Origin of the sequence: Pseudactinotalea sp., assembly GCF_048594945.1 — a bacterium.
Classification (GTDB): domain Bacteria; phylum Actinomycetota; class Actinomycetes; order Actinomycetales; family Beutenbergiaceae; genus Pseudactinotalea.
On record NZ_JBMDXJ010000201.1, the window covers coordinates 1 to 11925 of the forward strand.

The 11925-nt window shown below is 71.4% G+C and carries 12 protein-coding genes; 10 read left to right on the top strand and 2 right to left on the bottom strand.

Features of this window, described 5'->3' with window-relative positions; genetic code table 11:
- The 6 genes from ACOJSN_RS08855 to ACOJSN_RS08880 form a co-directional block, all read left to right on the top strand.
- On the top strand, positions 1 to 676 hold a 676-nt coding region (locus tag ACOJSN_RS08855), incomplete at its 5' end, for a thiamine ABC transporter substrate-binding protein (protein WP_420112133.1).
- Positions 677 to 731: 55 nt separating this feature from the next.
- Complete coding sequence (locus tag ACOJSN_RS08860) at positions 732 to 2462, top strand: ABC transporter permease (RefSeq protein WP_420112134.1); 1731 nt, start codon at positions 732 to 734, stop codon at positions 2460 to 2462.
- Positions 2463 to 3434 carry an ABC transporter ATP-binding protein gene (locus tag ACOJSN_RS08865; protein ID WP_420112135.1) on the top strand — a complete coding sequence of 324 codons (972 nt, stop codon included), beginning with the start codon at positions 2463 to 2465 and terminating at the stop codon, positions 3432 to 3434.
- Positions 3435 to 3541: 107 nt separating this feature from the next.
- The gene (locus tag ACOJSN_RS08870) at positions 3542 to 5143 is read left to right on the top strand and encodes a hypothetical protein (RefSeq protein ID WP_420112136.1); all 1602 of its coding nucleotides are present in this window, start codon (positions 3542 to 3544) and stop codon (positions 5141 to 5143) included.
- Positions 5144 to 5236: 93 nt separating this feature from the next.
- On the top strand, positions 5237 to 6118 hold the full coding sequence (locus tag ACOJSN_RS08875; protein ID WP_420112137.1) for a VOC family protein: 882 nt from the start codon (positions 5237 to 5239) through the stop codon (positions 6116 to 6118).
- Between the two features lie 14 nt (positions 6119 to 6132).
- Positions 6133 to 7110, top strand: coding sequence for a pirin family protein (locus ACOJSN_RS08880; RefSeq protein WP_420112138.1), 978 nt, complete (start codon positions 6133 to 6135; stop codon positions 7108 to 7110).
- Here ACOJSN_RS08880 and ACOJSN_RS08885 read toward each other — a convergent pair.
- Entirely contained in the window at positions 7099 to 8232 is a 1134-nt protein-coding gene (locus ACOJSN_RS08885; protein ID WP_420112139.1) for a GNAT family N-acetyltransferase, read from the bottom strand. The two genes, ACOJSN_RS08880 and ACOJSN_RS08885, sit on opposite strands and share 12 nt — an antisense overlap.
- A gap of 100 nt (positions 8233 to 8332) precedes the next feature.
- Here ACOJSN_RS08885 and ACOJSN_RS08890 point away from each other — a divergent pair, with 100 nt between their 5' ends.
- The 3 genes from ACOJSN_RS08890 to ACOJSN_RS08900 are packed head-to-tail and all read left to right on the top strand — an operon-like array spanning position 8333 to position 10063.
- Complete coding sequence (locus ACOJSN_RS08890; RefSeq protein ID WP_420112140.1) at positions 8333 to 9037, top strand: hypothetical protein; 705 nt, start codon at positions 8333 to 8335, stop codon at positions 9035 to 9037.
- The gene (locus tag ACOJSN_RS08895) at positions 9034 to 9504 is read left to right on the top strand and encodes a hypothetical protein (RefSeq protein ID WP_420112141.1); all 471 of its coding nucleotides are present in this window, start codon (positions 9034 to 9036) and stop codon (positions 9502 to 9504) included. Before ACOJSN_RS08890 ends, ACOJSN_RS08895 begins: the two co-directional genes overlap by 4 nt.
- 43 nt (positions 9505 to 9547) lie before the next feature.
- Positions 9548 to 10063: a PH domain-containing protein gene (locus ACOJSN_RS08900; RefSeq protein WP_420112142.1), complete on the top strand. Its 516-nt coding sequence runs from the start codon at positions 9548 to 9550 to the stop codon at positions 10061 to 10063.
- A gap of 41 nt (positions 10064 to 10104) precedes the next feature.
- Here the strand turns inward: ACOJSN_RS08900 and ACOJSN_RS08905 are convergent, their stop codons facing one another.
- Positions 10105 to 10782 carry a hypothetical protein gene (locus ACOJSN_RS08905; RefSeq protein ID WP_420112143.1) on the bottom strand — a complete coding sequence of 226 codons (678 nt, stop codon included), beginning with the start codon at positions 10780 to 10782 and terminating at the stop codon, positions 10105 to 10107.
- A 328-nt stretch (positions 10783 to 11110) separates the two neighbouring features.
- Here ACOJSN_RS08905 and ACOJSN_RS08910 point away from each other — a divergent pair.
- Positions 11111 to 11925 (top strand): UTP--glucose-1-phosphate uridylyltransferase (locus ACOJSN_RS08910; protein ID WP_420112144.1); only part of this gene is annotated, 815 nt, incomplete at its 3' end.

Consider the following 11925-nt stretch of genomic DNA (forward strand, 5'->3'; position numbering starts at 1 on the left):
GGATGCGCTCACCCCGGTCGACATCGGCGACGTCTGCCTCAACATCGACCACGCCTGGTTCGCCGAGGCCGGGATCGACGAGCCCAGCACCTTCGAGGACCTGCTGGAGCCGGAGTACGCGGACCTGACCGTGGTCAGCAATCCGGCCACCTCCTCGCCCGGGCTGGCGATGCTCGCTGCCACCGTGGGCGCGTTCGGGGAGGACGGCTATGCCGAGTACTGGGCCGGCCTGCGCGAGAACGGGCTCAAGGTCACCAGCGGCTGGTCGGACGCCTACTACGTGGACTTCTCCGGCTCCGAGGGCGCGGGTGATCGCCCGATCGTGCTCTCCTACTCGACCTCGCCCGCGTTCGAGGTCGGCGAGGGCGAGACCGAGGCACCCACCGGTGCGCTGCTGGACACCTGCTTCCGGCAGGTCGAGTACGTCGGCGTGCTCGAGGGCGCCGCGAACCCTGAGGGTGCACAGGCGTGGGTCGACTTCATGCTCAGCCCGCAGGTGCAGGCCGCGATCCCGGACAACATGTACGTGTACCCGGTCGACGATGCCGTGGAGCTGCCCGCGGGCTGGTCCGAGTTCGCGCCGCTCTCGCCGAACCCGATCGCCGTCACCCCCGAGGAGATCGCCGCCGGCCGCGACACCTGGATCGACACCTGGACCGCGACGGTCATCGACTGACCGCCTGCCGTCTCCTTCACTCCTCCCACCGGCCGAACAGGAGGTTCTGCACCGTATGAGCGTCGATAGCGGGCAGAACCCCCTGGTCGGCGGGCGCGGGAGGGGGAAGGTTGCGGGGGTTCTTGGGTGGGGGGCCGCGGTTCTTGTGCCGCTGGCCTTTCTCGGGGTGTTCTTCGCCTGGCCGACGGCGGCGCTCGTGGCCCGCGGGCTGGTCACCGAGGGTGCTCTCGACCTGAGCGGCTTCGCGGAGGTGCTCGGTCGGCCGCGCACCTGGCGGTTCGTGGGGCTGACACTGCTGCAGGCAGCGCTGGGAACGGGCTTCTCGTTGCTGCTCGGGCTGCCGGCCGCGTACGTGCTGTACCGCTGCAGCTTCCGCGGCCGCACCCTGCTGCGCGCCCTCGTGACGGTGCCGTTCGTGCTCCCGACCGTGGTGGTCGGCGTGGCGTTCCGAGCCTTGCTGAGCAGCTCCGGCCCGCTCGGCTTCCTCGGCCTCGACGGCAGCCTGACGGCGATCGTGGCCGCCCTGGTGTTCTTCAACTACGCGGTGGTGGTCCGCACCGTCGGCGGCCTGTGGGAGCGGCTCGATCCCCGGGCCGAGGAGGCCGCCCGCGCGCTCGGAGCGAGCCCGTGGCAGGCGTTCACGCGCGTGACGCTCCCGATGCTGGCGCCCGCGATTGCCTCCGCCGCCTCGATCGTGTTCCTGTTCTGCGCCACCGCGTTCGGGGTGGTGCTCATCCTCGGCGGCACCCGCTACGGCACCATCGAGACCGAGATCTGGGTGCAGACCACGCAGTTCCTCGACCTCCGTGCCGCCGCGGTGCTCTCGGTCGCCCAGCTCGTAGTCATCACGATCGCGCTCACCGCCGCCGCGCGCACCCGCAAGCGACGCGAGCGCGCGCTGCGACTGGCCGGTGCCACGATCAGGCCGCGCCCCCTCCGGCTGCGCCCCACCCCGGCCACCGGCTGGGGTGACCTGGTCCCCGCGACCGTGACCGCCGTCGTCGGGCTCGGGCTGCTGGCGTTCCCGCTGCTCAACCTGTTGCTCGCCAGCTTCCGCACCCCGCAGGGATGGGGGCTGGGCAACTACCTCGCGCTCGGGACCACCGGCGGCACCAACGCTCTCAGCGTCACGGTGTGGCAGGCGCTGGCGACGTCGCTGCGCACCGCGGTGGATGCCACGGTGATCGCCGTGGTGGTCGGCACGCTTGTGGCGCTGGTGGTCTCGCGCCGCCCTCGGGGCCGCACCGCGCAACGCGCCATCGGGGTCATGGACGCCGCGGTGATGCTGCCGCTCGGCGTGTCGGCTGTCACGGTCGGGTTCGGGTTCCTCATCACGCTCAACCGCCCGCCGCTGGACCTGCGCAGCTCGCTGGTGCTGATCCCGATCGCGCAGGCCGTGGTGGCGATCCCGCTCGTGGTGCGCACCGTGCTGCCCGTGCTCCGCGCGATCGACCCGCGGCTGCGCGAGGCCGCAGCGGTGCTGGGCGCGACGCCCGGCCGGGTGCTCGCCCACGTGGACGGCCCGTTCCTGGCGCGCTCGCTCGGACTCGCGGTCGGCTTCGCGTTCGCGGTCTCGTTGGGGGAGTTCGGGGCGACGGCGTTCCTCGCCCGCCCGGACCGTCCCACGCTGCCGGTCGTGATCGTGCGGCTGCTCGGCAGGCCCGGCGCCGAGAACTACGGGATGGCGCTCGCGGCAGCAGTGGTGCTGGCGATCCTGACAGCGACCATCATGGGGATCGCCGAGCGGCTGCGTGAGGCCGGCGGCGTCGGATCGGGGGAGTGGTAGATGACGCTGAGTATCCACGGTGTGACCATCACCTACGGCTCCGCCGGAAGCCCGGCGGTCGACGACGTCACGCTCGAGGTAGCCACCGGTGAGGTGATCGCGCTGCTCGGCCCCTCCGGGTGCGGCAAGTCGTCACTGCTGCGGGCCGTGGCGGGGCTGGAGCCGCTGATCGCCGGTCGGATCGAGTGGGACGGGCGCGACCTCGCCGGCACCCCCGTGCACCGCCGCGGCTTCGGCCTGATGTTCCAGGACGGCCAGCTGTTCCCGCACCGCGACGTGGCCGGCAACGTCGCGTTCGGGCTGCAGATGGCGGGCCGTCGGGACTACTCGCGCGTCTCCGAGCTGCTCGAGCTCGTGGGTCTCGCCGGGTACGAGCGGCGCCCGATCAGCACCCTTTCCGGGGGCGAGCAGCAGCGCGTCGCGCTGGCTCGCGCGCTCGCTCCGCAGCCGCGGTTGTTACTCCTCGACGAACCGCTCTCTGCGCTCGACCGCGGCCTGCGCGAGCACCTTGCCGTGGAGATCGCGGAGATCCTGCGCACCACCGGCACCACGGCCGTGTACGTCACGCACGACCACGACGAGGCGTTCACCGTCGCCGACCAGGTGGCCCTCATGCGCGCCGGTCGCCTCGTGCAGACCGGCACGCCCGCCGACCTCTGGGCTGCGCCTGTCGACGCCCAGGCCGCCACCTTCCTGGGCTATCGCGTCGTCACCGACGACGGCGGGACATGCCTCGCGCTCGGACCTCGCGCTGTGCGCGTGGCCCACCCGGGTGAGGCGCCGGACGCCACGGGCGTCGTCACGGGCCTCACGTTCGCGCGGGGCGAGCGGCTCGCGCTCGTCGACGTCGAGCGATGGGGTGGTCAGGTGCGAGCGCGCACAGGTGCGATCGAGACCGAGCCAGGCTCCGCCGTCGGGCTCATCCTCGAGGCCGACGGGACGATCGTTCTGGAGCCGGGATCAGCTGACTGAGCTGACACCACGCGGCACGACTGGCGGCAGACGTGCTGGTGCCGACGACAGACCTGCCCATGGCGAGGCGCTGCGACCGGGCGCGGCTGCTGCCACACTGCTGCGCTATGGGTGACTACTTCGACTGGTGGTGGGGCGGCGGCAGCTGGTACGACCGCAAGCAGCAGGAGCAGATGGCGTCGCTGCACGCCACGCAGACTCGCGCCACCTCGCGGCTGCGGAGCAAGTTGCGCGAGGAGGCGAAGCGGTCGCAGGACCTCGCGACGCGGTTGAGCAAGCTCGAGGATGCCGTGATCGCCTCGATCGAGCTCGAGGACCTGCGCGGCATGATGGACAACTTCTCCGATGCCGCGGCCACGAGGCAGTACGCGCGTGACGTGCTGGCGCGGATCCCCGCACTCGGGCGCGTGGCATCCACGCAGAACCCGCAGGTCCCACCGGACGTGCCCGACTACTGGCTGCACCCAGCAGTGCGGGCGGTCGCCGCCGGGCTCGACGGCGATGCCGCCACCGAGCGGACCGCTGCCGACGAGGCGCGCCGCCGCGACCCGGCCCGCACCGCGCAGTTCTTCGCGGCGGTCGCCATCCTGCGCGGCACCGCCGTGGCCGACGACGACCTCGCCACCCTGTGGCCCACGAGCCGGCAGGTGAGCCAGTATCAGCGGTCGCTGTGGCTCGCGGTCGCGGGTGGTGGCCTGGGCGAGGAGGCGCGGACCTCGCTCGTCAACGCCCTGACGTGGGCAGTGGGACGTGATGCCGACGTGGAACCAGCCGAGGACGATGCCCTGCGGCTCGTCCGGGTGGCACAGCGTTCGTCCAGCCCGCCCCAGGTTCCGCTGGATGAGGTCGTGGTCTCCGCGATGCTCGGGCGGCGCAAGCCGACGGATCCGGCCGGGGCAGCCGAGGCTCTCAGCACCCTCCGTGAGGCTGTCGCGGCCGCGATGGCAGGCGCTGACACGACGTCGACCACCGGCGAGGTCCCGGACGGGGTGGCCGATCTGCTCGCGCAGGTGGTCAGTGCCGGCGCGCCTGCCGAGGAGCCGCTCGTCGCGCGGATCATCGAGCTCCGTGGTGCACTCGCGGCCATCGGCGCCACCACGGCGATCGCGACGCCTTCGATGCTGGACGACGCCTCGCTCGACGTGGTCGAGCTGCTGCGCGCCGACCTCGGCCCTGGTGCCGACCCCGGTGCGAAGGCCGTGGCGGTCCGGGCGCTGGCCGAGCCGATCGATCGGGTGGCCGCCGGCCTCGCCGACGTCGCGGCGCAGGAGCTGCCTGACGGCGCCGATGTCCGCGTGGGCTCCGGGGTCACGGTGGCCGTGACGTCGCTCGGACCCGTGGACACCGACTGGCGCCGTCGGCTGGCCGAGCGGATGAAGGCTCAGATGCCGAGCTCCGGCCCGAACGTCGGGCAGATGGTCGGCGGCGGCGTCGCCGCGATCCTCGGGATCGTGCTCGGCATCGTGGCCGCACCCGGGTGGTTCGTGCTGGCGGTGGCCGGCGGTGCCCTCGCCGGCTACGGCTACTGGCAGCTGAATCGCGCGCGGCGCGATGCCGAGCAGCGCATGAGCACGGCGGTCGCCGATGCTGACGCCGCCATCTCCGCACGTGCCTCGGAGCTCGCGGGGGCGATCGCGATCTCTCGCGGGCGCCAGGCAGCGGTGCCGGACGAGCTCGCCCAGGTCCGCGCCGCACTCGCCACCGACTGACCCGCTGGCGCCACGCGCCGACCTGCGAGCCCGCCCACCCCTTCGCTCCCCGCGGGGCCGAGCGGAGAGCGGTGTGCTAGAATAGTTGAAAACTTGACTACATCAACGGAGGCGGAGATGGACCGGATGGCCCAGAGCACGGCGATGGGTGACGTCGAGCTCCTCGTGCGTGACCTCGACGGCGTGATGGCGTACTACGCCGACGGCGTGGGCCTGGACGTGCTCCGGCACGACGGCCCCGAGGCGGTCCTCGGTCGTGGGAGCGAGCCGATCATGCGGCTCGTGCGGCGGACCGACCTGCCCGAGTTCGAGCGCGGGGAGGCCGGCCTGTTCCACACCGCGATCCTGTTCGCCGACCAGGCGAGCCTGGCCCGTTCCGTCGCGAGCCTCGCGAGGTTCGCCCCGCGCAGCTTCACCGGCTCCTCGGACCACCTGGTCTCAGAGGCGTTCTACTTCGACGACCCCGAGGGCAACGGGGTGGAGCTGTACGTGGACCGCCCGCGCGACCAGTGGCGGCGCACCGCCGGCGGTGGCGTGGAGATGGCGACGATCTACCTCGACCCGAACAACTTCCTCCAGACGCACCTGCCGAACGCCCCGAAGCCGGAGCACGACGGCGCAGGGATCGGGCACGTCCACCTGCAGGTCGGCGACCTCGCCCAGGCCGAGCAGTTCTACGCGGGCGTGCTGGGCTTCGACGTGATGGCACGGTACGGCTCGCAGGCGCTCTTCGTCGCTGCCGGCGGCTACCACCATCACATCGGGATGAACACCTGGAACAGCGCCGGCGCCGGACCCCGCGCCGCCTCGCTCGGACTCGGCCAGGTGAGCATCGAGCTCCCCACCACCGACGACCTGGACTCGCTGCACTCCCGCCTGCGCACTGCCGGCGTCGAGACGCGGCACGACGGCCAGACCCTTCGCTTCGACGACCCGTGGAAGACGCTGATCGAGGTGCACGCCGCTGCGGCGTGAGGCAGGCTCGTGACGTGACCAACCTCGAAGCGAGACCGCCCGAGATCGATGCACCTGCGCCGTCGGCCTGCGGGCCGACCGTACAACTGCTGGAGACGCGCGAGGTTCCCCTCGGAGGGATCCGTGCGATGCAGGTACGGCGCACGCTGCCGCAGCGTGCCCGCTCCACGGTGGGCGCGTGGTGCTTCCTTGATGCGTTCGGCCCGTCGGACGTACCGATGACCGTGCTGCCGCACCCGCACACCGGGCTGCAGACCGTCACGTGGCCGCTGGCCGGCGAGATCCGCCACCGCGACTCGCTCGGCAACGACCTGTTGGTCCGACCGGGCGAGCTCAACCTGATGACGGCAGGCACCGGGATCGCGCACTCCGAGATCTCGGCCGACGGTGTGGAGCTGGCCGGGGTGCAGCTCTGGGCCGCGCTGCCCGACGGTGTGGACGCGCCGTCGTTCGAGCACGTCGCCGACCTGCCGGGGCTGAGCGGCGACGGGTGGTCAGGAATCGTCTTCGTCGGTGAGGTCGGAGCAGTGGCGTCACCGGCGACCGTGCACACGCCGCTCCTCGGCGTCGACCTCATCTCCGAGCCGAGCACCGTGCTGACGCTGCCTCTGGAGCCAGGCTTCGAGCACGCGCTCCTGCTCGTCGACGGTGAGGCGGAGGTCGACGGCGTCCCGATCCCGCCCGGGCCGCTCGCCTTCCTCGGCATGCAACGAGAGTCGCTCACGATCCACGTCGGCGCCGAGGGTGCCCGGATGCTGCTGCTGGGCGGCGAGCCGTTCGAGGAGCCGATCGTGATGTTCTGGAACTTCGTGGGGCGGGACCATGATGCCGTGGCCCGGGCACGCGCCGACTGGGAGGCCGACGCTCGGCTGCCGCTCGAGGACGCGCGGCGCCGCTTCGGCACCGTGCCCGGTCACGGCGACGACCGGATCCCCGCCCCTGTGCTGCCCGGCGCGAGGCTCAAGCCCCGGCAGCGCCCGTCAGGAGCCTGAGGCGAGTCCGGCGTCGCCTGGCAGGGTGAGCTGCCAGGCTGCGCCACCGCCGGCCGGGTAGAACCCGAGCGCCACGTTGATGCTGAGCATGTAGTCGTTCTCCTCGGCGTTCCACGTGTGCACGCGGGCCGAACCCGGGCGCTCCTGTGCCAGGCGTTGCAGATTGGCCGCCTTGAGCCACATTCCCAGCCGGTGTCCGCGGTGGTCGGCCCGCACGATCGTGTTGTCCTGGAAGGTGACCTCCGGCTGGTCGTGCTTGAAGTCGATCGCCGTGTACCCGGCCAGCTCACCGCTCGGGCGGTGCAGCGCGGCCAGCACGATGCGGTGCCAGCCCTGGTCGGCGAGATTGACCTCCGAGGTCCGCACCCGCTCCGGCGTCCACTGCTCCTCCTCCCAGGTGATCCCGGCGCTCGGGGCATCGGTGCTCATGCTGCGCAGCAGCACGCAGTAGGAGTCGAGCCGCTCCTCGGGCACCGTGTCGCCCCAGGCGATCAGCTCGTAGTCCTCGCCGGCCGTGGCCTGGGCCTCCGAGCGGAATCGTTCGAGCGCCGCTGGCGAGACCGGGAGCTCGAGCACCGAGTGCCGCTCCGCCTGCTCGAGCCGGAAGCCTCGCGCCAGCGCGAAGCGCGTGGCGGGGTCGTTACCGGGGACGCGGCCCGAGCCGGTCGGCGCCGACATCGCCTCGGGGTCGTCGGCGGCGGGCTCGACCCCGAAGCTCGACCACGCTTGCAGCACCGTGCGGCCCTCGTCCTGCACCTGCCGCAGCGCGTGCTGCCACAGCGCCTCGCCTACGCCGTGACCGCGGGCCCGCGGCCGCACACCGATCCAGATATTGGCGCTCGCGGTGTTGTCTTCCAGCGGCAGCCAGACCGATCCGACGCCGAGCACGTCGGCCTCCGTCGGATCGGCCACGTCGGCAGGCACTGCGAGCGACCGCAGCTTGCGGTTGCTCTCCTGGTGCGCCAGGCCCGCGACCACCTCGGCGGGCGTGGTGACGAAGTCGTCGACCCCCCACACCTCGGCGTCGAGCAGGGACGTCACGTCGGCGACTGCGCGCGCCTGCCAGTCGGGCGCCTCGGTGGCGGAGGCGGGAGCAGGAACGTCGATGATCCGATACCTCATCGCACCAGGGTGACGGGTAGTGGTGCCCGGCGTCACGGCAATTGCCGGGCCGGCACGTTGTTACCCTCGCCGAGCAAGGACGTACGCGATCGGAGGGCACATGGGCAACGGAGAGGCGTTCGTCTACATCTTCCCGATCATCTTCGGCGTGCTGGTGATCGGCATGCTCATCTACGGGGTGTACGCCAACAAGAAGCACCGTGAGGCAGCGCAGGCGTTCGCCGCCGAGCGTGGCTGGACCTACACCCCACGCGTTCCCGGGCTCACCAGCCGCTGGCGCTCCGATCCGTTCAACAACGGCCACAGCCGCCGTGCCACCAACGTGCTCACCGGAGACTTCCACGGCTGCCACGTGGTCTCGATGGACTACCAGTACACGACCGGCAGCGGCAAGAACTCGACGACCCATCGGTATCACGTGGTCGCGCTGAGCCTGCCGGTGCCGCTGCCGTGGCTGCAGCTCACCCCGGAAGGCTTCGGTGCGGGGGTCGCCAAGTTCTTCGGCGGTCAGGACATCCAGTTCGAGTCGAAGGCGTTCAACGACGCGTGGCGCGTGCGAGGTCCGGAGGGGCAGTACGCGTTCGACTTCATTCACCCGCGCATGATGGACCGGCTGATGGAGCCCGACGCGCTGGGGCGACAGATCACGGTCGAAGGCACCGACATCTTCCTGGCGGCCTCCGGCAAGCAGGTGCTCCAGGCCGTGGACTACTACGTCAACCTGCTCTACGGCATCGAACAGCTGATTCCTCGTCACCTCTGGCTCAAGGTGGGCCACGACCCGCTCCAGGCCGGCGGCGCATGAGGCGAGGCCACCGACCGGCGGCCGTCGCCGTCGTCGGGCTCGGACTGAGCGCCGCCCTGGCGGCATGCAGCTCGGCCGACCCCGCGGCCGTGGCAGCGGTCGGACTAGACGACGACGGCTATCTCGCCGTCGTCCGGATGTGCGATGAAGGCCGCACCGTCACCTACGCGCAGTTCGCGCAAGAGCCCGACGGCGTCCCGAGCCTCGCGTGGATCGGGCGCACCGTCGAGCCGATCACCTTCTTCCGGATCGGTTCCGACCCGCCGGACAACTGGGTCCTCGACGTCGACGGCGGCCTGGTCAGCGACGTCACCTACGCGTTCACGGCCACGGCCGACGACCTCAGCGTGACCGGGCCGGACTTCACGTTGGCCGACCTCAACGCGCTGGGCGCAGGCGAGGTGATCACCGCGGCCGGCACCACCGAGCCCGTAGAGGACTTCCTCGAGCACGCGTGCTCGGGCTGAAGGCCTCCGGCACGGCGCGGCCCGGCTGTGCCACGATGACGCCATGGGTCTGCCGCGGAAGTTCCTGGGTGCCGATGAGGACGTCATCCTGCACATGCGCACGCACGGCAAGGACCTCGTGCTCCCGGTCCTGGGGCTGGTGTTCCTCGCCGCGCTGACCTGGGTGTCGATGGCCTTCATGCCGCCCACGTGGGCACCGGCCGGCACCTGGGTGGTGGGCGTCGTGGTCGGGGTGCTGTTCGTGCTGATGGTGCTCGTGCCGTTCCTGCGCTGGCGCACCACCACCTACACGCTGACCGATCGTCGTGTGATCACCCGCAAGGGCATCATCAACAAGTCGGGCCACGACATCCCGCTCTCGCGCATCAACAATGTCACCTACGACCGCAGCCTGCTGGACCGGATCCTCGGCTGCGGCACGCTCCAGCTGACCACCGCGGCCGAGGCTCCGGTCACCCTGCACGACGTGCCTGACGTCGAGCGAGTCCACGTGGTCATGACCGAGCTGCTGTTCGGTGACGAGGCGGGTGCTGTCGCCAAGGCGACCGAGGAGGAATAGGTCGTGTCTCGACGCGCGGGGTGTGGAGACACGACCGTCCCTCACTCCGCCGTCGCGGCCTCCAGGGCGGCAAGCCAGTCGGCCCAGTGCGCCTTCCAGAGCTCGCCGTCGGCCGGTGAGGTGAGCTTGCTGTGCGCCACCGTGACGCGCACCTTGGCTCCGGTCGCGTCGAGGCTGACGAGGATCTGACCGAGGCCTGCCTCGCCGTCGTGCACCGCGAACCGCAGTGACTTCGCGGTGGGGCGGGAACGGAGTGTGGTCTCGAGGCCGGCGATCAGGGTGGCGCGCTCACCGTCGTCGAGAAGCATCGCGCGCAACGCGTCATGATCGATCTTGACGGCGCGGGTCCGGCTGATCGTGAAGGTCCCGTCCTTCATCTGGCCCGGAAGGCGCAGGCCGGTGATGCGCTCGTAGCCGACCGTGACACCCTGCGCCCACCAGCCGTCGACGCCCTGCTGCTCGCGGACCCAGGTGGCGATCGCGGTGTGGCCGGCATCGCGCCCGGGGCCGGCGTCGATGAGTGCCACCCACTCGTCCCAGCCGTGGCCGGTGTTGGCGCGGATCGCCTCGTCGGTGGTGTCCGGGTCGGCGACCCACGCCGACGGCTCGGGGCGAGCCTGGGAGTGGGCGATCAGCGCTCGCCGAGCGGCGGTGTAGCGCTCACCGGTCTTGCTCATGCGGGCGCGGACGCGGCGCTTGAAGGCTTCCTGCGTGGTCATGTCGATCTCCTGTGCTCATCCGGCACGGATCGTCGGCTCGCGCCCGCCGACCCCGCCGGTGCACACGGATCGGAGGTCACGTCGAGCACTCGAGGTCCCCTCTACCTCCTCCCACCGGGGTGGGTACCGGTAGCGCGAGCACCGGGATGGAGGTCTGGCGAGACGTGTCGCCGACCACCAGCATAGGCTGTTCTGCCCGCTTGCCGCCGCCGAACAGGGGGTTCTGCCTGGAATGGCGCCCCTATGCGGGCAGATCCCCCTGGTCGGCGGGTATGCCGGCGCAGCGAGGCGACGTGGGGCTGCAGGACGCGCCCCTACGATCGATGCCATGAGTGATTCGGGTCTGCAGCAGGCACGCGACAAGATGACCGAGGCCGGGGTGGACCCGGTCGCGATCGAGGTGTTCAGCCACTACTACCGGCAGCTGGAGGAGGGGGCCACAGGCCTGATCCCGGAGGACACGATCACCCCGCTGCTGGAGGTGCCGCAGCTGAGCGACGTGGAGATCGCCGACGAGGCCGCCGCCGCTGCGCTGGACGCGACCGTGATCATCAAGCTCAACGGCGGCCTCGGCACCTCGATGGGCATGGACAAGGCGAAGTCGCTGCTGCCGGTGCGTGACGGCAAGTCATTCCTCGACCTGATCGTGCAGCAGGTGCGCAGCGCCCGCGCGAGCACCGGGGCGCGGCTGCCGTTGCTGTTCATGAACTCGTTCCGAACTCAGGACGACACCCTCGCAGCGCTCGCCGCCCACCCCGATATCACCGTCGGCGATCTCCCGCTGGACTTCGTGCAGAGCAAGGAGCCCAAGCTGCTGGCCACGGACCTCACGCCGGTGAGCTGGCCGGCAGATCCTGAGCTCGAGTGGTGCCCGCCCGGGCACGGCGACCTCTACCCCTCGCTGCTGGGCTCGGGCGTGCTCGATGCACTGATCGAGCAGGGGTTCCGGTACGCCTCGGTCTCCAACGCCGACAACCTCGGCGCCGGGCCGAACGCGCCGATCGCCGGCTGGTTCGCTGCCTCGGGCGCCCCGTACGCGGCCGAGGTGTGCACCCGCACGGCCAACGACCGCAAGGGCGGCCATCTCGCGATCCGCAAGTCCGACGGCCAGCTGATCCTGCGCGACACCGCGATGACGCCGGA